Source organism: Bradyrhizobium sp. STM 3566 (genome assembly GCF_045571445.1).
Taxonomy (GTDB): domain Bacteria; phylum Pseudomonadota; class Alphaproteobacteria; order Rhizobiales; family Xanthobacteraceae; genus Bradyrhizobium; species Bradyrhizobium vignae.
Genome location: NZ_CP120692.1, coordinates 4,653,615 through 4,678,361 on the forward strand (window position 1 = coordinate 4,653,615; position 24,747 = coordinate 4,678,361).

The following is a 24,747-nucleotide window of genomic DNA, read 5'->3' on the forward strand; positions in this document are numbered from 1 at the left end:
GCCCCTACGGCGGCTCTTCGAGGTGACAGGCCACCCACTGCTCGTCTCCCACCACACGCAGCGTCGGCTCCTCCGTTCGGCAGCGGTCAAAGACGAAGGGACAACGGGTATGGAAGCGGCAGCCGCGCGGCGGGTTGATCGGGCTCGGCACGTCGCCCTTGAGGATGATCGGATTGCGCTGGGCGCCGGGCTCGGGCAGCGGCACCGCCGAAAGCAGCGCCTTGGTGTAGGGATGCCTTGGCGCGGCAAAGATCTCGCGGCGCGGCGCCACTTCCACGATCTTGCCGAGATACATCACTGCGACCCGATGCGTCATGTGCTCGACGATGGCGAGGTCGTGGCTGATGAACAACAGCGCCAAGCCGAACTCGCGCTGGAGGTCCTGGAGCAGATTGACGATCTGCGCCTTGACTGAGACGTCGAGCGCGGAGACTGCCTCGTCACACACGATCAGCTCGGGCTCGGCCGCGAGCGCACGGGCAATCCCGATGCGCTGGCGCTGGCCGCCGGAGAATTCGTGAGGCCTGCGGTTCAGCGCCTCGCGCGGCAGGCGCACGGTATCCATCAGCGCGGTGACGCGGACCTCGAGATCCTCCTTGGACTTGGCGAGACCGAAATTGCGGATCGGCTCGGCCAAGATGTCGCGCACGCGCATGCGCGGGTTGAGGCTGGAGAACGGGTCCTGGAACACCACCTGCACGCGACGGCGCATCTGGCGCATCGTGCTCGGATGCGCGTCGTCGATGCGCTGGCCGTCGAGAATGACCTGGCCCGAGGTGATCTCGAACAGTCGCAAAATGGCGCGGCCGACCGTCGACTTGCCACACCCGGACTCGCCGACCAGCGACAAGGTCTCGCCGCGCGCGATCTCGAAGGACACGCCGTCGACCGCATAGACGAACTCGGACTTGCGGCCGAACAGGCCCTTGTTGATCGGGAAGTGCTTCTTGAGGTCGTTGACCTGGAGCAGCGGGGGACTCATGCCGCGATCGCTCCCTTGGCGGCGTAATGACAGGCGGCGATGTGGCGCGGGCCCTTCTCTTCGAGCCCCGGCGCATATTGCCGGCAGAGGTCGGTCGCAAGCGCACAGCGGCCGGCAAAGACGCAGCCGATAATGGGCTTGCGGAGGTCAGGCACCTGCCCTGGGATCTCGGCGAGCCGCGTTGCGGTCCCGGCAAGCGATGAGCCGAGCTTCGGCACCGCGCCGAGCAGGCCTTGCGTATAGGGATGACGCGGCGAGCGGAACAGCTCGGCGACCGGCGCCTCCTCGACCTTGCGACCGGCATACATCACCATGACACGTTCGGCGATTTCGGCGACGACGCCGAGATCGTGGGTGATCAGGATGATGGCGGCGCCGACCCGGCGCTTCAAGTCCAGCATCAGCTTCAGGATCTGCGCCTGGATGGTCACGTCGAGCGCGGTGGTCGGCTCGTCCGCTATGAGAAGCTTCGGATTGCAGGCGAGCGCAACCGCGATCATCACGCGCTGGCGCATGCCGCCGGAGAGCTGGTGCGGATATTCGCCGACGCGCCGCTTCGGCTCGGGAATGCCGACCAGCGTCAGCATCTCGATCGCGTGCGCCTCGGCGGCCTGCTTGTCGAGCCCCTGATGGATCATCAAGGTCTCGCGGATCTGGCGGCCGACGGTCAGCACCGGGTTGAGGCTGGTCATCGGCTCCTGGAAGATCATCGAGATGTCGTTGCCGCGGATTGCGCGCATCTCGCGGTCCGACAGCTTCAGGAGATCCTTGCCGGCAAAGCGGATGCTGCCGGCGATCCTGCCCGGCGGCTCCGGGATCAGCCGCATCAGGGACATCGAGGTCACCGATTTGCCGCAGCCGGATTCACCGACGATGGCCAGCGTCTCGCCCTCGTTGACGTGGAAGGACACCCCGTCCACCGCGCGGTTGATGCCGCTGGGGGTGCGGAAGTGGGTCTGGAGGTTCTCGACTTCAAGCAGCGCCATCGCGATCAGCCCCGAGACATCTAAAGACGCTTGGCCAAGCGCGGATCGAGCGCATCGCGAAGGCCGTCGCCGAGCAGGTTCACGGCGAGCACGGTGACGGACAGGAAGGCCGCCGGGAAGAACACGATATAGGGCTTGACCTGCCACAGCGCGCGGCCCTCGGCCATGATATTGCCCCAGGACGGAATGGTTGGCGGCGTGCCGGCGCCGATGAAGGACAGGATCGCCTCCGTGATCATGGCGCTGGCGCAGATATAGGTCGCCTGCACCAGCATCGGCGCAACCGTGTTCGGCAGGATGTGACGCAAGATGATCATGGGCGTGCGCGTGCCGCAGGCGACCGCCGCGTCCACATAGGGCTGCTCGCGCAGCGACAGCACGACACTGCGCACGAGGCGCGAGACGCGCGGGATTTCGGCGATGGTGATGGCGAGGATGACGTTGCCGACGCTGCCGCGCGTCAGCGCCATCAGCGCGATCGCGAGCAGGATCGGCGGAATGGACATCAAGCCGTCCATGAAGCGCATCAGGATGCCGTCGGCCCAACGGATGAAGCCGGAGACCATGCCGATGGCAAGACCCGCCGCGGACGCGAAGATCGCGACCGACAGGCCGACGGTGAGCGAGACCCGCGCGCCAAACAGCACCCGCGAATAGATGTCGCGGCCGAGCACGTCGGTGCCGAACCAGAAATCGGCCGACGGCGCCCGTGTGCGCTTTGCGGGCGCAAGCGCGGTCGGGTCGACCGTCCCGAGATGAGGGGCGAAGACGGCGATCAAAACCAGTGCGAGCAACAACACGCCGCCGATCGCGACGGTGGGATGGCCGCGCAAGAGGCCGACGAAGCCGCGCCGGATCTTGACCGGCCGGAGGATCTCCGGCAGTCGCGGCGCGAGAACGAGGCCGGTGGGAAGCGATTGCGGATTGACGGTGGTGTCGGTCAATAGCGGATCCTCGGGTCAACGAGCGTATAGACGACGTCGATCATCAGATTGACGAGGACGTAAACGAAACTGAACAGCAGCACGATGCCCTGGATCACCGGATAGTCGCGGCGCAGGATCGCATCGATCGTGAGGCGGCCGAGGCCGGGAATCGCGAACACGCTCTCGGTCACGACCGCACCGCCGATCAGCAGCGCGATGCCGATCCCGATCACGGTGACGATCGGGACCGCCGCGTTCTTCAGCGCGTGAATGAACAGGATGCCGCCCTGCCCAAGGCCCTTGGCCTTGGCAGTGCGGATATAGTCCTGCTGCAGCACTTCGAGCATGGCTGCCCGCGTGATGCGCGCGACCAGCGCGATGTAGACGCAGCCGAGCGCGATCGCCGGCAGGATCAGGTTTTCCAGCCACGGCCAGAAGCCTTGCGCAAGCGGCGTATAGCCTTGCACCGGGAGCCATTCGAGCTCGAGCGCGAAGATGTAGGCGAGCATGTAGCCGACCACGAACACGGGCAGCGAGAAGCCGAACACGGCAAAGCCCATGATGACGCGGTCGATCAGGCTGCCGGCCTTCCACGCCGCCACCACGCCGAGCGGCACCGCCACCACGATCGTGAGCAGCAGTGTGACGACCATCAGCGACAGCGTCGGTTCGAGACGCTGCCCGATCATCGCCGAAACCGGCAGGTTGGTGAAGATCGAGGTGCCGAGATCGCCATGCAGGATGCGCCAGACCCAGCTTCCGAACTGGACCAGGAACGGACGATCGAGACCGAGGCTCTGGCGGATGCGCTCCACATCCTCCGGGCTCGCCTGGTCACCCGCGATCACCACGGCCGGATCACCCGGTGCGATGTAGAGCAGGCTGAACACGAACAGCGCGACGATCGCCATCACTGGCAAGGTCGCGACGATGCGACGGAGGATGTAGGAGAGCATCTGGCCTCAGCGCGCGATCATGCGGACTTCGTCACACCCCAGAAGAACGGCAGCGGCCCCTTGGTGATGCCGGAGACGTTCTTGCGCCAGGCGGTGTAGCTCAGGAAGAAGCCCGTCGGCACGTAGACGACGTCATCGAGCGCCGCCTTGTTGAGGCGGCCGATGGCGGCCTTCTCCTCGTCGAGGTTCTTGGCCTCGAACCAGGACGTGACCTCCTTCTCGGTCCCGGGGCTGTTGGGCCAGCCGAACCAGGCCTTGTCGCCGTTGGCGCGAATGGCGGTGTAGGGAGCCGGATTGATGCAGTCCGCGCCCGCGTGCCAGGTGTGGAACATGTTCCAACCGCCCTGCCCCGGCGGCGTTTTCTGCGCACGGCGGGAGCCGACCGTGCCCCAATCGGTCGCGACGAAGTCGACGTTCATGCCGAGCTTCTTCAAGAGGTCCGCGGTGACGTCGCCCTGCGCCTTAGTGATCGGCTGGTCCTGCGCCACGAGGCACGTCACGGGCTGGCCGGAATAGCCGCTCTCGGCGAGCAGCTTCTTGGCCGCATCGAAGTCGCGCTTGCCCTTCAGGATCTCGCCACCGACTTCGCTGTAGAGCGGCGTATTCGGCGTGAAGAAGCCGGGCAGCGGCTTCCACAGCGCGGTCTCGTCGCCGACGATCGCGCGCATGTAGTCTTCCTGGCTGAGCGCCATCAGCACCGCGCGCCGCGCCCGAACGTCGTTGAACGGCGGAAACAGATGGTTCATGCGGAACGAGCCGATATTGCCGAGGGGATCGCCGATGTCGACGCTGATGTTCTTGTTCTTCTTCAGGACTGGAACGAGGTCTGCAATCGGATTTTCCCACCAATCGACCTCGCCGTTCTGCAAGGCAGCGGCTGCCGTGGCCGGATCCGGCATCACGATCCATTCGATGCGGTCGAGCAGCATCTGCTTGCCGCCCGCGAGCCACGATGCTTTCTCTTGCCGCGGCTGATAGTCGGCAAATTTCTCGAACACCGCCTTCGCGCCGGGCACCCATTCGGCCTTGGCGAACTTCATCGGCCCGGAGCCGACATAATCCGTGATCTGCTTGAACGGATCGGTCTGCGCGATGCGCTCCGGCATGATGAAGCAGCACGGCGAATTGTTCTTGGCCAGCGCGTACAGCATCTTCGGGAAGGGCTGCTTGAGCACCCACTTGAAGGTGCGGTCGTCGACCGCCGTGAGCTCCTGCTGCAGCGCCTTGATCATCAGTCCCATGGGATCGCGCGCCGACCAGCGCGTCAGGCTTGCAACGACGTCCTTGCTCAGCACCGGCTCGCCGTCATGGAACTTGAGCGCCGGCCGCAGTTTGAACGTCCAGGTCGTGCCATCGTCGGTCACTTCCTCGGATTCGACCATCTGCCGTTGCGGCTGCAGCGAGGAATCAATGCCGTAAAGAGTGTCCCAGACCATCGCGGACGCATTGCGCACGACATACTGCGTGCCCCAGATCGGATCGAAATTGGCGAGATTGGCCTGCGGCACGAAACGCAGGGTGCGTGCCGCCGCACCCTGGGCGATCGCCGGGGCCGACAGGCCACCCGTCAACGCCAGACCGCCCGCGCCTGCCAGTCCCTTCAATACGGTCCTGCGATCCATCAAGTCCTCCCAGTAATGCCGTGATGCCAGCTGTTCATTGGCAATGGGGCAAGTGAAACCGAGCCCATTTGCAAGCAAATGCTATGCCACTAAATCCGCCTTCGCCAGCGGGATCTCATCGCCTTTCCGGACGATACGGGCTCAGAGGGCGGCCACCAGCGCCGGCCCGGCCTCGATGTGGGGGATCGCCTCGACCAATTTGCGCGTGTAGTCGGTCTTCGGATTTTCGAACAGAGCCCGGCTCTCGCCCTGCTCCACGATGCCGCCATTGCGCAGCACGATGGTGCGATCGCACAGCATGCGCACGACGTTGAGATCATGGCTCACGAACAGCAGCGCGATGTCGTTCTCGCGCCTGAGGCGGTCGAGCAGCTGCAGCACCACCGCCTGCACGGAGACGTCGAGCGCGGCGGTCGGCTCGTCCAGCACAAGGAGCCGCGGCCGGCAGGCAATGGCGCGGGCGATGCCGACGCGGGCTTTCTGGCCGCCGGAGAGCTGATGCGGAAACCGCGGCAACAGATCCAGCGGCAATCCCACGCGCTGCGCGCACTCTTCCACGCGTTGGCGCAGCGCCTCGCCAGCGCGCATGCCGTCGAGTCGCATCAAGGGGTGGGCAATGCAGTCGAAGGCGGTGAAGCGCGGGTTGAGGCTCTCGTTCGGGTCCTGGAACACCATCTGAATGTTTTTGCGCAATGGCGAGCGGTGAAAATCACGCGACGCTACGTGCCCGATCGACTGACCGTCGAACACGATGTCGCCTTCGCTCGGATCGATCAGGCGGCAGATCATCCGCGAAGTCGTGCTCTTGCCGGAGCCGGACTCGCCGACGAGACCGACACTTTCGCCGCTGGCCACCGTCATCGAGAAGTCGGCGACTGCTGCTGAGCCCTGGTCGAAGCGCTTTGCGAGCTTCCGTACTTCCAGAAGCGGCGGCGTGCCGTGCGCGAGCGTCGGCCGCGGCTTGCCGAGAACGGCCGTGTAACGCTCCCTCTCCTCTTCCGTCACGAGGTCTTCGATCCGTGACGTCGCCGTCGGCGACGCCGCAACCAGGCGTCTCGTATAGGCGTGCCGTGGCGCGCTGAAGAGAGTGCTCGGGCTCGCCTCCTCGACGATGCGGCCACGCTCCATCACGGCGATGCGGCGGCAATAGCGCGCTGCGAGCCCGAGGTCGTGCGTGATCAGGATCGTCGCCATGCCGCGCGCGGCCGCGATGTCTGCCAAGAGATCCATCACCACCTTCTGCGTGGTGACGTCGAGCCCGGTGGTCGGCTCGTCGGCGATCAACAGTGCGGGATTGCAGGAGATCGCAATCGCGATCATGACGCGCTGGCACATGCCGCCGGAGAGCTCGTGCGGATAGGCGTTCATCCGCTGCTCGGGATCGCGGATCTGGACGGCGCGCAACAACTCCAGCGCCTCGGCGCGCGCGGCCTGTTTCGAGATACGCTTGTGCGTAAGGATCGCGTCCGCGATCTGCAGGCCGATCGCTCGGATCGGATTGAGCGCCGCCCGCGGGTCCGCAGGCGCGCGCGGCCTCGACCCAGCCGACATTGCGGCGGACGTTGACCTCGGCCCGCGCGAAGCGGATGTAGAATGGAAGATTGATGATCGCGGTCGCGATCACGATGTTTTCGATCCGGTTGCCGAGGGCTGCGACCATCGCCATCGCCAGCACGAACAGTGGAAACGCCATCATCACATCGACGAAACGGCCGACGGTGCGATCGAGGCGGCCGCCCGCATAGCCGCAGAACGCGCCGACGACGGCGCCGATGACAAAGGAGATTCCGACCGCGGAGACTGCGATGGCAAGGTCGAGCCGCGCGGCGATGACGAGACGGCTGAACACGTCGCGGCCGAGCTGGTCGGTGCCGGCAATATGCGCCGCACTCGGCGGCAGCAGTGCCTCCGAGACATTCGAGGCCACCGGATCGTAAGGCACGATCCACGGTCCGAAGATCGCGACCAGGACGAACAGCGTCACCCCGGCCGCAGCCACCGCCGTGAGCGGATTGCCGCGCAGGATCCAGACCGAATGGCGAAGTGTGGCGCTGGTCATTCGATCGACACCCTGGGATCGGCGATACCGTAGCAGATATCGACCACGAGATTGACCAACACGAACAGGCTGGCCATCAGCAGCACGAAGCCCTGCACCGGTGCATAGTCGGAGGACAGCAGCGCATCGAGCGCATAGGAGGCAACGCCCGGCCAAGAGAACACCTTCTCCACCAGGACGTTGGCGCCCAGCATCGTCGAGAACACGATGCCGGCGATGGTGATGACCGGCAGGATCGCATTGCGCAGCGCGTAGGTCACGACCACCTTGCGCCAGGATAACCCGACCGAGCGCGCAGTGCGCACGAAATCGCTGCCGAGCGAGACCAGCATCGAGGCCCGCGTGATCCGCGCCAGCGGGGCGATCACGAACAGCGCCATGCTCACCGCCGGCAGCATCAATTGCCTGCAGGCCGTCCACCAGCCCTCGAGATCGCCGGCGAGCAGGAAATCGATCGAAAGAAAGCCGGTGCGCTGCGGCGGCAGCGAGGTGAAGACGTCGATCCGCCCGGTCGGATCAGGCGCAAGCCCGAGCAGATAATAGAATACGTAGATCAGTAGCAGGCCCGAGACGAAGGTCGGCACGCAGACACCGAGCGCGCAGAACAGCCGCACGCCGTGATCGATGACCGACCCCGGCCGTAGCGCCGCGATGACGCCGAGCGGCACCGCCGCAATCAGCGCGATCAGGAGCGCGGTGAAGGTGAGCTCCAGCGAAGCCGGCAGCCGCTCGCGCAGGTCCTTCAGCACCGGCTGGCCGGTCATCATGGAGCGGCCGAGATTGCCGTGGCTGATGTCGGAGAGATAGAACACGAGCTGCTCCGGCACCGACCTGTCGAGGCCCATCTGCTTGCGGATCAGCTCGATCTCCTCCTTGCCGGCATTGGGCCCCGAGGCGAAGAACACCGCGGGATCTCCGGGCAGGACGCGCATCAGCAGGAAGGTGAAGACCAGCACGCCGAACAGCGCCGGCAGCGACGACAGAAGCCGCCTGCCCGCCCGCACGAGCGTTGCGCCAAGACCGGTCATCGCTCTTCAGAGCCTCCTTCGCTTTCCGATATCACTTGCGGCTGACGTCGCGATAGTCGACCTGGCGATGGAACTCGTAGGTGTAGCCTTCGATCGACGGCGCCATGACGGCGTCCTGGTTTGGCTGCCACAACATGATCTGCGGCATCAGATCAAAGTGCATCGCGTTGAGCTTGCGGCCGGCTTCCTCATACTTGGCCTTATCAGGCTCGAAGCGCGCCTCCTGCGCGATCGCGGCAAGCTCCGGGTTGTTGATCGAAGAGTAGTTCCAGCGCTGATTGCCGGTGTAGAAGTTGCGGTAGAAGTAATCGGTCGACGGCAGCCAGGCGACGATGCCCTCCGTGTAGAAGGGAAGCTTCTTCTCGTTGATCTGCGTCGACATCTGCGCGTCCGGCAACTTCTGGATGTCGACCTTGATCCCGATCTTGCCGAGCGATTCCTTCACGAGAGCCGCCATCGGCTCGGCGGTCGAGGCCTGGCCGACGTTGAAGCTGAAGGTGGTCGAGAAGCCCTCGGGGAGACCTGCGGCCTTCAGATATTCCCTGGCCTTGTCGAGGTCGAGCTTCACCGGCTGCTGGAACGGATAGATTCCGTTCGCCGGCTTGCCGTCCGCCCAGGTTGCGCCGAACAGCGGCGAACCGCGGCCGAACAGGGCGGCCTTGAACATGTCGTCGTAGGGCAGCGCGTAAGCGATGGCGCGGCGGACATTGACGTTGTCGAAGGGCGGGATCTGGTTGTTCATGGAGACGTAGGTGATCGCATTGTATTGCGGCGTCGAGACCACCTTCAGCTTGCCCTTGGCTTCCAGCGACTGCACGTCGCTGGCCTGCAGATCGAGCACGAGATCGGCATCGCCGCGCTCGACGAGGTTGGCGCGGGTCGCGGGCTCCGGCACCGATTGCACGATGATGCGCTTGAAGAAGGCCGGCTTATTGGCCGAGCCGCGGTTCCAGTCCTCGTTGCGCTTGACGATCACCTGCTCGCCGGGCTTGAAGCTCTCGACCACATAGGCGCCGCTGCCGGCGGTGTGCTCCTTCAGCCAGGCTGTTGCCCACGGATCGTCAGCCGTCGCGTGCTCCTTTGCCACTTTCGAATTGATGATCATGGGATAGACGGTCGCGAGATTCGGCAGCGCGAGCTTGTCGGGTTTTGGCAGCGTCACCTCTATGGTGAAGGGATCGACCACCTTGAACTGGTCGGCCGACGTCAAAGAGCCGGTGAGCAGCTGCGCCTTGCCGAGGATCGGCGCGGTGACGCAGCGATCGAGCGACCATTTCACGTCCTCGGCCGTGACGGGCGAGCCGTCCTGGAATTTTGCGTCCTTGCGCAGGCGGAAGGTGAGCTTCAGGCCGTCGGGGCTGACCTCGTAGGATTCGGCGAGCTCGCCCGTGATCGTGTCGAGATCGAACACCCATTTGCCGTTGAGCTGCTTGCGGCCGAACGCGACCAGACGGTCATAGGTGCTCATGCTCAATGCGAAGGACTCGCGGGTCGAGCCGGGGATGTTGGGATCGAGCGTGTTGACGGACGCGCCGGTCACGTAGCGCAATGTCTCTGCCCTGGTTTGCGCTTGCGACGGCGCGGTGACGATGAGCAACAGTGCGGTGATAGCGAGCACTGAGGTCGCCGGCCTGAAAGACACAAAACGCATCGGTTTTTCCCTGAATTTCGAACGAGAACGCCAGCAAGGCAGGTTAAGAGAGAAGCAAGTTGCGCGCCAGTCTCATCGGCCGTTTTGCGGACGAATCGTCGCGGCGGCGCATAGATGGTCACAGCGATCCCCCCATTTTTCGCGCCGGCCGCGTGACCACGGCCTGCGGCGCGTCATAGGCGCTGAGCGAGGCCCAATGGCGGGCGATATCGGCGCGGAACAGGCCGCGCGTCAGGCCGTGGACCAGCTTTGGAACGGCAGTCGTCATCGCATTGATCGAGGATCCCGACGGACCGAAGCTCATGGTGGAGGCAATGGCGAAGAGATGGATGTCGGAGATCCACGGTGTCTTTCCCGGCACGAGCTCGGTGAAGGCGTAATCATCGGCAAGATAGGGAAAGCGGCCGAGGCGTTCGTTGCGCTCGTCCTCGGGCGGCTGGTAGCGGTCGGCCCAGGTCGCGATATTACCGGCGCACTTGGCGAGCTCGCCGCGGCCGCCAAAGTTCATGTCGATGCCGGTGCCGCAGATGACGAAATCGGCGGTGATCGCGCCGCGTGGCGTCTCCAATTCGATGGCCTCGCCGGTCTTGCGCGCCGCCTCGACCGGCGCGCCCTCGTGCAGCGTAAAATTGGCGTGCCGCGCGCAGCGGTCATAGGTTGGTTGCGGAAATCCCTCGCGCATCTCGAGGATCTTGCGCATGAAGCGCCAGCGCCAGGTATCGTCGAGATCGCTGAGATGGCGCAGGAAGCCGCGGAAGGTCAGCCAACGATAGGGCTGGATCACCTGGATCTGCGCACGCCGGCAGAGCAGGTGCACTTCGGCGGCACCGGCTTCCAGCGCCGTTGCCGCATTGTCGAAGGCAGAGGCGCCGGCGCCGATCACGGCGACGCGCTTGCCGCGCAGGCTTTCGAAATCGATGTCGTCGGCGACGGTCGCGACCGAACTCGCCGGCAGATGCGCGAGCTGCTCCGGAATCATCCAGCCGCCCATGCCCTCCTGCCCCGTCGCCAGGACGATCTTGCGGACGTAGAGCGTCTCGACCTCTCCTGCCCGTTTCACGCGCGCGGCGAGCAGGCCGTCAGACGCAGGCGCAATCTCGAGGAGCTCGCAACCGTTGCGTACCGGCAAGGCGATCGTGCGCCGCAGCCAGAGCAGATACGCCGCCCAATGGGCGCGCGGGATCAGGTCGAGTGCCTGCCAGCTCTCCTTGCCGAAGCGGGCCTCATGCCAGGACTGGTAGGTCAGGCTGGGGATATCGAGGTCCGGACCGGTGTAGTCCTTTGGACTGCGCAGCGTCGGCATGCGGGCATAGGTGAGCCACGGGCCCTCCTTCCCTTCCTCGGCCTTGTCGATCAGCAGGATGTTGCTGACGCGGGAGCGCAGCAGGCCGAAGCCGATGGCGATGCCCGACTGGCCTGCGCCGACGATGAGCACATCCAGCGCCGTCTTGCCGTCGGGTCCCGTTTTCGCTTCGAGCCACGCGGCGCCGGGATGGGCGATCCGCGCCAGATCGGCGCGAATATCAGCTTCGAGCTGGGTGAGCGCCTCACTCATGCCGCGAGCCAGCCTCCGTCGACCACCATCACGGTGCCCGTCGTGAACGAAGAGGCATCGCTGGCGAGATGCAACGCGGCCTGCGCGACCTCTTCGGCCTGACCGAACCGCTTCATGGCGTGGCGGTTGCGCGAGGCCTCACGCACCTCATCTGGATTGGCGTGACGGGCAAAGCTGCGGCGAAGCATCGGCGTGTCGATCGCGCCCGGCGCAATCGCGTTGACGCGAATGCCGTCCGTTGCGAAATCCACCGCCATCGTCCGCGTCAGGCTGACGATTGCGCCCTTGGCGGCGATATAGGCGCTGTTGCCCTTGCCGCCGGCGATCGCAAGCTGCGAGGCCAGCGTGATGATCGAGCCGCTGTTCTGCCGCTGCATCTGCGGCACCGCGGCCCGCGCCCACAGCCAGGTGCCGCCGACATTGGCGCGGAACACCGCGTCCCAGTCTTCCGGACTCGTGGTCAGCACCGAGCCGCCGCAGGAGAACCCCGCAGCGGTCATCAGGATGTCGAGCCGACCGTGCCGCGTGACGACATCGCCGACAACCGCCTCGGCGAACGCGGCATCGCCGACGTCGCCGACATGCGTCGTTGCCTCGCTCAGCAGCTTCAGCGTGTCTTGAAGCCCTGCAGCATCACGATCGACCAGAGCAAGGCGCGCGCCTTCCTCCGCGAACAGTTTTGCGCTGGCGCGGCCGATCCCCGAGCCCGCTCCCGTGATGATCGCCGTGCGCCCCTGCAGCCGCATGTCAAATCCCCTCCTTGTGCTGCACCCACCAGGCGCTCATCGCGGCAGCGGATTCGGCGCAGCCAAACCGCGCGCGCCAGCCGAATTCGTCGGCCATCCGCCTGACCGACAGCGGCGCGCGATCCCCGCCATGAAGCTTGATGACGGTCTTCTCTCCGGGAGACACGAGCCGGCACTCCAGCCCGGGATGCAGGGCCGCAAACGCCTCGCCCCATTGCAGCGCCGACCACGCCACGCCGCTGGAGATATTGTAAAGCCGATCGCGCGGCCGCTCGGCCTCGATCAGCAGTGCCACTGCCTCGGCGACGTCCGGCGCATAGGTCCAATCTTTGATTCCAGGAGCTGGCAAGAGCGCCGGTTCGCCGCGGGCGAACGAAGCGAGAATTTGGAACTGGAGGCTCGGCGTATCTCGCACCGAGCCGGGCCGCTCCCAAGGACCGAACACGGCACTCAAGCGCACGCTCAGGAAATCACCGCCAAAGAGCTCGGCATGGCGCGCTACGGAGCGCTCGGAGATGAATTTGCTGATGGCGTAGAACGAGACGGGATCGCAGGGCGTTTCCTCGTCCAATATCCGGTGACGTTGACCTGCTGCCCCGTAGGCCGACGCCGACGAAAGATTGATGACGCGGCGAACACCATGGCGGATCGCCGCAAGCAGAATGGGAATCTGCGCCATCACGTTGATTTCGAGAACGCGCGCGGGCGATGCCCGTTCGAGGTCATCGCCGGCGGTGACCGCGGCGCCCAGCACGATCGCGTCGCAGCCCTGTGCCATGAGGGCGTCGATGCCTTGCGCGTCGGTGATGTCGCCCTGAACGACCTTGAGCCGCTCGCGATAGTCGGCAAGCGATCGCTGCGCAGCCGGTGGCAGCGGCGAACGATCATGCAGCGTCACCTCGTGTCCGCGCGCAAGCAGCACCTCGGCAAGATTGAGGCCGACAAACCCGGTGCCGCCGAAGATGACGATCTTCATCGCGAGCGATCCACCGTCACAGCAGTTTTGCTCCGAAATTCCGTTCCGGATCCATGTCGGCGACGAGCCGGCCCGTCGGCTTTGCCGCCTCGCCGCCGCTGCGCGCCAGGAATTTTCCGCTGCCGGCGCTCGCGAGACACTTGTTGCCGTCGATGATCACGCGGCCGCGCGAGAGCACCGATACCGGCCAGCCCTTCAGCTTGCGACCCGAGAACGGCGTGTAGCCGGCGAGATCGTGCATCATCTCGTCGGCAATCGTGACCTCGCGGTTTGGATCCCAGATCGCGATATCGGCATCGGCCCCGACCGCGATCGAGCCCTTGCGCGGATGCAGATTGTAGATTTTTGCCGGCGCGGTCGCGGTCAGCTCGACGAATTTTTCCAGGCCGAGCCGCCCCTTCGACACCATCGCGTCGAACAACAGCGGCAGCCGCAGCTCAAGCCCCGGCAGGCCGTTGGCGACCTGCTTGAAATTGGGATTGGGGCCGGCGCGCAGCTTGCCGGTCTCATCGTAACGATACGGCGCGTGATCGGAGGAGATGGTCTGGAGATCGCCGAGCGAGAGCGCCTGCCACAGCGCCTCCTGGTCGGCATGCGTGCGCGGCGGCGGGCTGCACATCCATTTGGCGCCTTCGGCGCCGGGCTTGTCGAGATCGTGGGCGGTGAGGAACAGATATTGCGGGCAGGTCTCGGCGAACACCTTGAGCCCCTGCCCGCGCGAGTCGCGGATCACCTTGGCGCCTTCGGCGGTCGAGACATGGAAGATCATGATCGGCTGGTCGATCAGCGCGGCCATGCCGATCAGGCGTGTGAACGCTTCCGCCTCCGACACGCGCGCGTGGCTGACGGCGTGATATTTCGGCATGGTGTAGCCGCGCGCAAGCAGCCGCTTCACCATCCAGGCGATGATGCCGTGATTCTCGGCATGCGCACACAGCATCGCGCCGGACTCGCGCGCGGCGAGCAGGATGTCGAGCAAAGGCTCGTCATCGACCTTGAGCCGGTCGTAAGTCATGAAGATCTTGATCGACGCATGGCCCTGCTTCACCAGCGACGGAATGTGCTCCTCCACCGTCTCCCTGGTCGCATCCGCGATGATCATGTGAAAGGCGTAGTCGATCACCGCACCCTTCTTCGCCAGCGCGTGATAATCCTCCACCACCTGTGGCAGCTTCATCCCGACATGCTGGGCGGCGAACGGGATCACCGTGGTGGTGCCACCGAACGCGGCCGAGACCGTCGCGCTCTCAAAAGTGTCGGCGTTCATGATGCCGGCGGCCGACAACTGCTCGATATGGGCGTGGCTGTCGACGCCGCCGGGCAACACCAGCTTGCCGCGTGCGTCGATCTCGCGCTTGGCCGCCGGAAGCCCGCGGCCGACGGCGGCGATGGTTTCGCCTGATATGGCGACGTCGGCCTCGAAGACGTCGGTCGTGGTCGCGACACGGCCGCCGCGGATGATCAGGTCGTAAGCGGGTTCAGTCATGAGGCACTCCGTGATAGGCTCAAGGCATGCAATTGCAATTTCGCAGGAAGACCATGATGTCCCGTCCGCGCATTCTCGTCATCAATCCGAATTCCAATCCTGCGGTCACGCGAGGGCTGGAGGATGCGCTGAAGCCGCTCGGTTTCGAAGGCGGGCCGGAGCTGGTCTGCCAGACGCTGGCCGAGGGTCCCTTCGGCATCGAAAGCCAGGCGGACGTCGACAGCGTTGCGATGCCGCTGCGAAAGCTCGTCGAAAGCGACAACGGCTCGGCCGCCTTCGTCATCGCCTGCTACAGCGATCCCGGGCTTCAGGTCTGCCGCGAAGGCACCGACCGCCCCGTGTTCGGCATCGCCGAGTGCGGCGTGCTGACGGCGCTTTCCCGCGCTGAGACCTTCGGCGTCATCGCAATTGCGCAGCGTTCGATCGCGCGGCACATGCGCTATCTCAGGCAGATGGGACTGACCGAGCGCCTTGCCGGCGAGCGGCCGCTGAACATGAGCGTTGCGGAAACGGCCTCCGGTGAAGGCACGCTGGCCAAGATGATCGAGGTCGGTCGCGCGCTGCGCGACGAGGACGGCGCCCGCGCCATCGTGATGGGCTGCGCCGGCATGGCGCGCCACCGCCGCCCGCTGGAAGACGCGCTCGGCATTCCCGTGATCGACCCGACACAGGCGGCCGTCACCATGGCGCTGGGTACGGTGCAGTTCTCGGCTCACTAGGCGTCCTTCAGCTCTTTGGCAACTTGGCGCGCGAGCCATTGCGCATGGCTCTCGCGCGTCAAAGCAAACGTATCCCGCTGCGTCGTGTAGAGATTGCCGAACATGCGGCCGATCGGCCGGTAGGCGTCGAGATCGATATACATGTTGGCGGTGTCGACGAGCCCCTCACGCGCGTGCACCCTGAGCACCTCGCCGACCAGGAGCTCACGATCCGGAGAGAAGTTCAGCACGACGTGGCGCCGGCATTCCAGCGCGAAGGGCGCGGCGGCGAGGCGCGGCACCTTCACATCGATCGAGGGAAGCGTCGCAAGCCCGGTCGCGGCGACCTCGCTATCGCCGGAGGGAAAATCGACGGCGCAGTCGTTCATCGCCACCGACAGCGCCTCATCGACCATGTGCACCACGAACTCGCCGTCGCGATGGATGTTGCGGGTCGTGTCCTTCGGCGAGCGATCCGGCTTGTGCTGGAGCCCGAGCACGATCAGCGCTGGATTCTCCGAGAACACGTTGAAGAAGCTGAACGGCGCGGCGTTGACCGCACCATTCTCGTCCAGCGTCGTGACCAGCGCGATCGGCCGCGGCACGACCACGCCGCAAAGCAGCTTGTAGCGATCGCGCGGATCGAGTTCACGCAGCGGGATGCCCTTGTCCACCGTCGGCCTCACGTCTCCGGCGGCGGCACCACGCCGGTCTGGCTGGTGATCAGGCCATAATGCTCGACGCGGCGGTGCCGCGCGAAATCGAAAATCGTTGTCTTGCCGAAGGTGGTGGCGTCGAGGTCGCACGCGTGGACCAGAACCTCGTCGTCCTCGGTCTTGGCTTCGGCGACGATCTCGCCGTTGGGATCAACGATCAGGCTGCCGCCGAACAGCGGGTGGCCGTCCTCGACGCCGGCCTTGGCCACCGCGACCACCCAGGTCGAGTTCTGGTAGGCACCGGCCTGCACCGAGAGGCTGTTGTGGAACAAGCGCTTCTCGACGCCCTCCTCGCTTCTTTCCGCATTCACGGAAGGCGTATTGTAGCCGATCAGCACCATCTCGACGCCCTGCAAGCCCATGACCCGATAGGTCTCCGGCCAGCGGCGATCGTTGCAGATGGCCATGCCGATGATACCGCCCAGCGTACGCCAGACGTTGAAGCCGAGATCGCCCGGCTCGAAATAGCGCTTCTCCAGATGCTGATGCGAGCGCTTGGTGTCGTACTCGACGTGGCCGGGCAAATGGACCTTGCGGTATTTGCCGACGATATTGCCGGATTTATCCGTGAGGATCGCGGTGTTGAAGTGATGGCCGTCTGGCGTCAGCTCCGCATAGCCGAAATTCATCGCCATCCCGTGCTGCGCCGCACGCTCGAACAGCGGCTTCGTCGCCGTGTTCGGCATCTCGCGCTCGAACCAGATGTCGAACTCGGAGCGATCCTCCACGTACCAACGCGGGAAGAACGTCGTCAGCGCCAACTCAGGATAGACGATGAGGTCGGCACCCTTGCTCTTGGCCTCGTCCATCAGCGCGATCATGCGCTTGACCACGGCGTCGCGGCTGTCGGCCCTCTGGATCGGGCCCATCTGGGCGGCAGCAACATTGACGATACGCATCAGTGAATTCCTGGTGATGTCTTGGTAGAAGATGTCTTGGTAGAAGATGTCTTGGTAGAAGATGTCTTGGCAGAAGCCACAATTTCAACGATGTGCCGGCGCGCGCAGCTTAACGCAGCATCGCCCGAAATTTCCAGCCTGCGGCGTGCGAGACGGCAAGATACGCTTTGCATGACCTGCATTCACCCGTGCTCCTCGTCAGCAATATCGAGACCGTGGTCGAGCGCATCGAGCAGCAGCGTAGCCTCGCGCTCGGAGATCACCAGCGGCGGTGCCAGGAACAGCGAGGTCTGCTCGCCGCTCGTCCCGATCACCGCACCCGCCTCCAGCGCGCGCTCCGCAACGCGTGAGGCGATCGGCACCTCGGGGGTGTCGGCGTGCCAGGTGCGCCAGTCCGGGCCGTGCAACTCCACAGTCCAGTGCAGTCCCTGCCCCGCGACGCGCCGCACGCTCGGATGCTTTTGCGCGATCGCAAGCAGGCGACCGGTGAACAGCTTCTCCAAGTCTTGCACGTGCTCCAGAATATTGTCGTCGCTGACGACCTTCAAATAGGCGCTGACGGCCGCCATGCTGATCGGATGGCCGCGCAGCGTGCCGTAGTTCTGCCAGCTCGTGCCCTTGAGCCGCTCGACGATGTGCTTGGACACCACGACCGCAGCCACCGCTGCCGCGCCGCCGCCGAGCGATTTGCCGAGAGTGACGATGTCGGGGCGGCTCCGCGCGCCCTGGAACGCGAACCAGCGGCCGGCTCGGCCTGCGCCGGTGACGACCTCGTCGGCGATCCAGTACGAGCCCGCCTGCCGCGCGCAGCGCGCCACCTCGTCCTGATAGGCGCTGTCGTAATAGATGCCTCCTTGCGTGTAATGGATGATCGTCGCCGCCGTGTCCGAGAGCAGACGCGTGGCATCGGCGAGATATTCGCTCGGCGGGGTATGATTGGCCGGCGCGCCATAAATGGCACCATCCGGCGCCGGCAGGATCCGCACCGGCGCCATCGGCGCCGGCAGCTTCGAGCCGCCTGCGTGCACGGCGAGGCCTCCGTGCCATTGCGGCTGCACGGTCATGCTGCGCGACAGGCCGGTGATGCCGTGATAGGCGCGCTCGCGCGTTGCGAGGGCCGAGCGCTGCGTCAGCGCCTGGCAGAGCGACAACGCCATGTCGTTCGCCTCGCTGCCGCTGATGCAGAAGCGGACCGCGCCGACCCAGTCCTCTTCGCCCGCAAAGGCGGTCGCCATCAGATCATCGGCGGCCTGCTCGCGGCCGACCCAGGTCCAGCCTTCGTTGACGACGGGCGTGTCCGCCGCGCGGCGGATCGCCTCCACCATCGCGGGATGGCGATGGCCGAGACCGCCGCCGGTGTTGCTGCCGTCGATCAGCTTGCGGCCGTCGGACAAGTGGAAGTAGACGCCCTCGCCGCCGACCACGGCCATCGGCGCGGCCTCGCCCGCATTCAGCCCGGTTCGCAACAATCTGCTCATCGCGGGGCTCCTTACTCTGTGGCCACGGCGCCGTAGCCGCCGCCGCCGCACATCTCGATCGTGACGAGATCGTCTTGCCGCAACACCAGGTTCGATTTGCCGTCGATCGCGATGTTCGCGCCCTGCCTGACCAGCGAGATGCGGCAGGCCCTGCCGGATTCGCCGCCCTGCATGCCCCAGGGCGCAATCACCATCCGCTCGATGCAAGTGGTCAGGTGCATCGAGGGCGCGAGGATACGATAGGTGCGGACCGAGCCGTCACCACCGCGATGGACCCCTGCGCCACCGGACCGCCGGCGGATGGCCTGCTGCTCGAGCCGGATCGCGTAGTTCGCCTCGATCACCTCGACCGGCGTGTTCGACGTGTTGGACAGATGCACCCGGGTTGCGGAGGTGCCGGCCCGATCGTGCCGCGCGCCTTCGCCACCGCCATGGACCTCGTAAAGCATCTTCCATGATCCGTTCGGCCGCGGCTCGGCAAAGAACAGCACGCCCGCGGTAGTCGCCCCGCCCGCCGACAGGCGCTCGGGAATGGTGCCCTGCATGGCGCGGAAAATCGCATCGACGATGCGCATGGAGGTCTCGTGGTTGCCGGCGGCAACGGAGGCGGTCCAGCCGGGCTCGAGGATCGAGCCCGGGCGCGTGATGATAGTCAGAGGCCGCAGCGCGCCGGCGTTCTGCTGCATGTCGCGTCCGCTCATGATGCGCGCGGCATAGGCGACAGCCGAGCGCGCCATGAATGGCGTCGTGTTGCAAAAATTGGAGACGCGGTCGCAGCTTTCGGAGAGGTCAAAGATCGCCTCGTCGCCGCGAATGGTGATCTTGACGTGGATACGCGCCGGCGCGTTGTTCGCGCTGCCGTCGTCGAGGTAGTCCTCGCCTTCGTAGACGCCGTCCGGCAGGTCGTGCAACGCCTCGCGCATCTCGATCTCGGAGAGATCGTGCAGGCGCGATTGCGTCGCCACGAAGACGGCCTTGCCATGCTCGCGGCAGAGCTCGATAATGCGCTTTTCGCCGGCTTTCGTCGCCGCGATTTGCGCCAGAAGATCGCCCTCGCAGGATTCGGCGTCGCGGACATTGGCCTTGAGCAGCTGCACGATCGGCAGGTTGAGGCCGGCCGCGGTCGCGATCAGCACCGGCGGAATCCGCATCGCCTCCTGGAACGTGTCGATGGCCTTGGCAAAATAGCTGCCAGGCCAGGTGCCGCCGATATCGGGCCAGTGCGCGAGGCTGACCGCGAAGGCCACGATTTCGCCCTCGAAGAAGACGGGCCGCACGACCTTGACGTCATTGAGATGATTGCCGCCGAGCGCGCCGACATTATAGATCACGACGTCGCCGTCATTCAGGCTGTCGCGCGGCATCACCTTCAGTAACTCCGGGATGGTGTAGGCCATCGCGCCGAGATGGATCGGAATGTCGCGACCCTGCCCGACCAGGCCGCCGTAGCCATCGGTGATCGCCGACGACAGGTCGCCGGCCTCGCGCAGCAGCGGCGAGCGCGCCGAGCGCGTCATCACCAGGCTCATCTCCTCGGCCGCGGCCGAGAGCCCGTGCCTGATAACCTCGACGACGAACGGATCGAGCTTCATGCCGCCCCCCGCGTCAGGAATAGATTGCCGGCGGTATCAGGCTTTGCCTGCCAGCCCGGCGGCACTACCACAGTCGACCACGCATCTTCGATGATGGCCGGACCGCTGACGGTCTCCGTGAGCGCGGCGCGGTCGATGATTGCTGTCGCGATCTCGTGGACGCCGTCGAACGAGCAGCTGCGCGTACCCCTGGACTCCGCCCTCGCTGCCGTGGCCGGCCGGCTCACGGCGGTCGTCGATGGACGGCGGGCCTGAGCCCGCACGGATTCAATCACGCAAGGCTCACCGGTCGCATAGCCGAACAGCGCGTGATGCCGCGCCAGGAAATCCTGCTTCAGCCTGGCGACATCGAGCGGCAGCACGAACGGCACCGGAATGGCGTCATTCTGCGCGGCATAGCGCATCAAGGCCACCAACTCGACCTGGATCTCCGCCTTCGCAACGCCGTTGGCGAGAAGCGGTGCCGAGGCATCGGCACTCAAGGCCTCGATCCGCTCCGACACGCGCGCGAAATCGATGCCGTCGAGGGCGGCGCGAAGGGTCTGCTGCTGCAGGAAGCTGAAATCGGCGGTGAGGCAGCCCAGCGCCGAGAACGCACTCGAGGCGCTGGGCACGACGACCTCTGCGATCCCGTAGAGATCGGCGAGACCGGCCGCATGCATCGGGCCGCCGCCGCCGAACGCGAGCAGCGTGCAGTCGCGACCGTCGATGCCGCGCTCGACCGTGACACGGCGGAGCGCGCGGGCCATGGTCGCGTTCGCGACCTTGATGATGCCGAGCGCTGTTTCGGTGAGGCTCAGTCCGAGCGCGCGCGCGATCGGCTCGATGACGCGCTTTGCGGCCGCGATGTCGATCCCGATGCGGTCACCAAGCTTGGTCTCGGGATTGAGATAGCCGAGCACGGCATTGGCATCGGTGATTGTCGGCTCCGTGCCGCCGCGGCCGTAGCAGGCCGGTCCAGGCTCGGAGCCGGCGCTCTCCGGCCCGACCGCCAGGCCGCCGGGACCGTTACGCACGATCGATCCGCCACCCGCGCCGATGGAATGAACCGCGAGCATAGGCTGGCGCAGCGGCTTGTCGCCGAGCATGCGGCCGTCGGTCATCTCGGCCTGCCCATCCACGATGAGGCAGACGTCGGTCGTGGTGCCGCCCATGTCAAATGTCAGCATCCGCGAGGCGCCGAGCTGGCGCGCGATGCTGACGGAAGCCGAGACACCAGCGGCCGGGCCCGACATCGCCATCACCAAGGGCCGTCGCTTCACCGCCGAAATCGGAACCATCGCGCCGGCCGAATGAAACACCTGCAAGCCGGGGCCGATCGGCAGCCGCTGCTCCAACTCGCTCAGATATTCGACCGCGATCGGCATCGCGGCGGCGTTGAATACGGTCGCGGAGGTCCGCTCATATTCGCGCGCCTCGGGATTGACCTCGTGCGAGAGCGAGACATGAGCGACGACATCCTTGAGCCGCTCACCCAGCATCTTTTCATGCACCGGATTGGCATAAGCGTGAAGCAGAGCGACCGCGACGCTCTGAACGCCGGTCTCCTTCAGCCAGGCCAGCAGACGCTCGATCTCCGCTTCCTCCAATGCCTTCAGCACCCGGCCCTCGTGATCGAGGCGCTCGGCGAGCCCGAAGTAGCGTTCGGGCGGCACCAAAGGCGGCGATTTCGGCGCAATGTCGAGACGATAAAGATCGCGGCGGCGATAGCGCGCGATCTCCAGGACATCGGCAAATCCTTCGGTCGCCACCAGCGCCACCTTCGGCAGCCGGTTCTCGACGATCGCGTTGGTCACGCGCGTGGTGCCATGGACGAAGCGCTTGACCTCGCTCTTGCGCAGGCCCACCGCCTCGATCGCCTCCAGCATTGCCTGAACCGGCGCCTGTGGGCGCGACGGCACCTTTGCGATCCGGGCCTCTGCGGTATCGCGCCTGATGGCGATGATGTCGGTAAAAGTGCCACCTACGTCGGTGCCGACTTCCCAGTGATTTTCGAAAGCGCTCATGTCTGGAGGTCAGCTACGCGCAACGTCCGAACCGGACGCCGGCTTCTGCCCGTCCATCACCACCTCGAATGCCGAACCGAGAGCGCTCATCATGCATCCCCTGTCATGCCATCGTCTGCGAGCGTGCGACAGAGCCGTGACCTCCGATAGGGCCAGAGTTGCCGCAGTTCGCTGGGCCAGCAAGCAGCCGGCGCGGCGTACGGCGCAACCTGATGCACGTTTTGGTGCAGCCGTGCCTGCCCAGACGGCACGCGAGCGCGCGCCGTTCCACGCCAGAAACGTGCAGCGCAACACGGATTTCTCTGAGCAAATCGCGATGCCTATTGCACCGCAATCCAAGCGACCAAGATCAGCTGTCTAATTTGCAGGCGATCAATCGGCAGCGCGGGATATCCGCGGTGCCTATCAGCTATGCACGGGAGTCGGCTCAGCCCCTCTTTATTGTAGGATCAGCAAGAGAGCGTCTTGGCAGGATCGGATGATGCGTTGAGAGAAGCGCCGCCGATGCAGGCTGCGATTCTCGTAAGCAGCGGAGCAGCGTCCTCGATCACCCAGATGTCGTTCTTGTTCGCCCAGTCGAGCAGCTCGAGCCGCCGCTCCAGCCCCATGCTGACGCCGAGCGGATATTGATGCGACGGCGTGACCACGATCAGCCGCGCGCGTGGTGCGCGCCGAACTCCCTCCGAGACGACCAGCCCCTCGTCGTCGACCGGTACAGGAACGAGCTTTGCGCCGGCCGCGGTGAGCTCATCGTCATTCCGGTGCGCGCCAATTGGCGCGCCCCGGACTGACACCGCGTCTTTCGTTACGCGCTCGCCTGGGTGACGAACTTCGTGTTGAGATAACCTTCGATCGCCTCGAGTCCGCCTTCGGAGCCGTAGCCGGAATCCTTGATGCCGCCGAACGGCACTTCGGGCAGCGCGAGGCCGTGATGGTTGATCGAGACCATGCCGCTCTCGATGTCGGCACCGATGGCCTGCATCGTCTTGGTCGAGGTGGTGTAGGCGTAGGCCGCCAGGCCGTACGGCAGACGGTTGGCCTCGGCCACCACCTCGTCATAGCTGCGGAAGGAGGTGATCGGCGCCAGCGGGCCGAACGGCTCCTCGTTCATGATGCGCGCATCGCGCGGCACGTCGGTCAGCACCGTCGGCTCGAAGAAGAAGCCTTCGTTGCCGATGCGCTTGCCGCCGGCCTTGACCTTGGCGCCGCGCTGGACCGCGTCGGAGACGAAGCCCTCCATGGCGTCGACGCGGCGCGGGTTCGCCAGCGGGCCCATACGGGTGTCCTTGTCGAGACCGTTGCCAACCTTGAGGCTCTTGGCCGCAGCGACGAACTTGTCGACGAAGGGCTGGTAGACGCTCTCATGCACCAGGAAGCGCGTTGGCGAGACGCAGACCTGGCCGGCGTTGCGGAACTTGTTGGCCGACAGGATCTTTGCGGCGTTGTCGAGGTCGGCATCCGCGAACACGATCGCCGGCGCATGGCCGCCGAGCTCCATGGTGACGCGTTTCATGTGCAGGCCGGCGAGCGCGGCCAGATGCTTGCCGACCGCGGTCGAGCCGGTGAAGCTGATCTTGCGGATGATCGGATGCGGGATGAGATATTCCGACACTTCAGCCGGCACACCGAACACCAGCTGGACGACGCCGGCAGGAATGCCCGCATCCGCATAGGCGCGCACCAGCTCCATGCAACTCGCCGGGGTCTCTTCCGGCCCCTTGACGATGATCGAGCAGCCGGCGGCGAGCGCGGCCGAGATCTTGCGCACGGCCTGGTTGATCGGGAAATTCCAGGGCGTGAAGGCTGCGACCGGGCCGACCGGCTCCTTGGTCACGAGTTGGGAGACATTGCCCATCCGCGGCGGCACGATGCGGCCATAGGCGCGGCGCGCTTCTTCCGCGAACCAGTCGATGAGGTCGCCGGCCAGCATGGTCTCGCCCTGCGCTTCCACCACGGGCTTGCCCTGCTCCATGGTCATCACGGGCGCGATCTCGGCGGCGCGCGAGCGGATGATGTCGGCGGCCTTGCGCATCAGCTTGTAACGGTCGAACGGCGAGGTCTTGCGCCAGATGTCGAAGCCGGCTTTGGCCGCGTCCAGCGCGCGGTCGAGATCCGCGCGCGAGGCGTGCGGGGTCTTGCCGATCGGCTGGCCGGTGGCGGGATTGAGGATGTCCTCCGACTTGCCGGACGACCCATCGGTCCACTCGCCGGCGATGAACATCTGAACTTTCGGGTACATCCTTGCTGTCTCCTGCATGATTTCGGTCGTCGACGGGGTTACTGCCGCCGTTTCGAGCGAGCGCAGAGCTACACCGAAAGGCGGCCGGCGAAAAGGCGTCAATGACGATTGGCCGCAAGGGCATTGCTGATCTGCTGACCCGACCG

General features: G+C 65.5%; 19 protein-coding genes and 2 pseudogenes. 1 reads left to right on the top strand and 20 read right to left on the bottom strand.

The genetic code is table 11. The features are described from left to right. Positions 1-4 precede the first annotated feature (4 nt). The 13 genes and pseudogenes from P6U27_RS22575 to hydA form a co-directional block, all read right to left on the bottom strand. Positions 5-982, bottom strand: a complete 978-nt coding sequence (locus P6U27_RS22575; RefSeq protein WP_122403961.1) for an ABC transporter ATP-binding protein — start codon at positions 980-982, stop codon at positions 5-7. Beyond that, entirely contained in the window at positions 979-1,968 is a 990-nt protein-coding gene (locus P6U27_RS22580; RefSeq protein WP_407192648.1) for an ABC transporter ATP-binding protein, read from the bottom strand. Before P6U27_RS22580 ends, P6U27_RS22575 begins: the two co-directional genes overlap by 4 nt. Before the next feature lie 20 nt (positions 1,969-1,988). Next, on the bottom strand, positions 1,989-2,912 hold the full coding sequence (locus P6U27_RS22585; protein ID WP_407192649.1) for an ABC transporter permease: 924 nt from the start codon (positions 2,910-2,912) through the stop codon (positions 1,989-1,991). Beyond that, positions 2,909-3,850 (bottom strand): ABC transporter permease, encoded by a 942-nt coding sequence (locus tag P6U27_RS22590; RefSeq protein ID WP_122403964.1) that lies wholly within the window; start codon positions 3,848-3,850, stop codon positions 2,909-2,911. Before P6U27_RS22590 ends, P6U27_RS22585 begins: the two co-directional genes overlap by 4 nt. Positions 3,851-3,867: 17 nt before the next feature. Continuing rightward, complete coding sequence (locus tag P6U27_RS22595; protein WP_407192650.1) at positions 3,868-5,472, bottom strand: ABC transporter substrate-binding protein; 1,605 nt, start codon at positions 5,470-5,472, stop codon at positions 3,868-3,870. A 141-nt stretch (positions 5,473-5,613) separates the two neighbouring features. Beyond that, a pseudogene (locus P6U27_RS22600) lies at positions 5,614-6,990 on the bottom strand (ATP-binding cassette domain-containing protein); the annotation flags it as partial. Continuing rightward, positions 6,989-7,531: pseudogene (locus P6U27_RS22605) on the bottom strand (ABC transporter permease); the annotation flags it as partial. The pseudogenes P6U27_RS22600 and P6U27_RS22605, both read right to left, overlap by 2 nt. Then, the gene (locus P6U27_RS22610; RefSeq protein WP_122403968.1) at positions 7,528-8,559 is read right to left on the bottom strand and encodes an ABC transporter permease; all 1,032 of its coding nucleotides are present in this window, start codon (positions 8,557-8,559) and stop codon (positions 7,528-7,530) included. The gene P6U27_RS22610 and the pseudogene P6U27_RS22605, both read right to left, overlap by 4 nt. Positions 8,560-8,590: 31 nt before the next feature. Then, complete coding sequence (locus P6U27_RS22615) at positions 8,591-10,210, bottom strand: ABC transporter substrate-binding protein (RefSeq protein ID WP_407192651.1); 1,620 nt, start codon at positions 10,208-10,210, stop codon at positions 8,591-8,593. A 118-nt stretch (positions 10,211-10,328) separates the two neighbouring features. Then, entirely contained in the window at positions 10,329-11,765 is a 1,437-nt protein-coding gene (locus tag P6U27_RS22620; protein ID WP_407192652.1) for an NAD(P)-binding domain-containing protein, read from the bottom strand. Further along, positions 11,762-12,511, bottom strand: a complete 750-nt coding sequence (locus P6U27_RS22625) for an SDR family oxidoreductase (protein ID WP_407192653.1) — start codon at positions 12,509-12,511, stop codon at positions 11,762-11,764. The genes P6U27_RS22620 and P6U27_RS22625 overlap by 4 nt, the downstream gene beginning before the upstream one ends. 1 nt (position 12,512) lies before the next feature. Beyond that, positions 12,513-13,487: an NAD-dependent epimerase/dehydratase family protein gene (locus P6U27_RS22630; RefSeq protein ID WP_407192654.1), complete on the bottom strand. Its 975-nt coding sequence runs from the start codon at positions 13,485-13,487 to the stop codon at positions 12,513-12,515. Between the two features lie 16 nt (positions 13,488-13,503). After that, positions 13,504-14,973: a dihydropyrimidinase gene (hydA, locus tag P6U27_RS22635; protein WP_129144273.1), complete on the bottom strand. Its 1,470-nt coding sequence runs from the start codon at positions 14,971-14,973 to the stop codon at positions 13,504-13,506. A gap of 56 nt (positions 14,974-15,029) precedes the next feature. Here hydA and P6U27_RS22640 point away from each other — a divergent pair, with 56 nt between their 5' ends. After that, positions 15,030-15,692: an aspartate/glutamate racemase family protein gene (locus tag P6U27_RS22640; protein WP_407194474.1), complete on the top strand. Its 663-nt coding sequence runs from the start codon at positions 15,030-15,032 to the stop codon at positions 15,690-15,692. On the opposite strand, the gene P6U27_RS22645 is transcribed toward P6U27_RS22640, so the two are convergent. The 7 genes from P6U27_RS22645 to P6U27_RS22675 all read right to left on the bottom strand — a co-directional run bounded on the left by P6U27_RS22645 (position 15,689) and on the right by P6U27_RS22675 (position 24,601). Next, positions 15,689-16,357, bottom strand: coding sequence for a flavin reductase family protein (locus P6U27_RS22645; protein WP_407192655.1), 669 nt, complete (start codon positions 16,355-16,357; stop codon positions 15,689-15,691). The genes P6U27_RS22640 and P6U27_RS22645 overlap by 4 nt on opposite strands. Continuing rightward, positions 16,354-17,286, bottom strand: coding sequence for an N-carbamoyl-D-amino-acid hydrolase (locus tag P6U27_RS22650; RefSeq protein ID WP_407192656.1), 933 nt, complete (start codon positions 17,284-17,286; stop codon positions 16,354-16,356). The genes P6U27_RS22645 and P6U27_RS22650 overlap by 4 nt, the downstream gene beginning before the upstream one ends. A 182-nt stretch (positions 17,287-17,468) precedes the next feature. Next, complete coding sequence (locus P6U27_RS22655) at positions 17,469-18,764, bottom strand: aminotransferase class III-fold pyridoxal phosphate-dependent enzyme (protein WP_407192657.1); 1,296 nt, start codon at positions 18,762-18,764, stop codon at positions 17,469-17,471. 11 nt (positions 18,765-18,775) lie between these two features. After that, positions 18,776-20,356: a hydantoinase B/oxoprolinase family protein gene (locus tag P6U27_RS22660; protein ID WP_407192658.1), complete on the bottom strand. Its 1,581-nt coding sequence runs from the start codon at positions 20,354-20,356 to the stop codon at positions 18,776-18,778. Then, positions 20,353-22,362 carry a hydantoinase/oxoprolinase family protein gene (locus tag P6U27_RS22665; RefSeq protein ID WP_407192659.1) on the bottom strand — a complete coding sequence of 670 codons (2,010 nt, stop codon included), beginning with the start codon at positions 22,360-22,362 and terminating at the stop codon, positions 20,353-20,355. The genes P6U27_RS22660 and P6U27_RS22665 overlap by 4 nt, the downstream gene beginning before the upstream one ends. Before the next feature lie 449 nt (positions 22,363-22,811). Beyond that, the gene (locus P6U27_RS22670; protein WP_407192660.1) at positions 22,812-23,156 is read right to left on the bottom strand and encodes a hypothetical protein; all 345 of its coding nucleotides are present in this window, start codon (positions 23,154-23,156) and stop codon (positions 22,812-22,814) included. Positions 23,157-23,167: 11 nt separating this feature from the next. Beyond that, a complete protein-coding gene (locus P6U27_RS22675; RefSeq protein WP_407192661.1) occupies positions 23,168-24,601 on the bottom strand; it encodes an NAD-dependent succinate-semialdehyde dehydrogenase in 1,434 nt (477 codons plus the stop codon). Between the last annotated feature and the right edge of the window lie 146 nt (positions 24,602-24,747).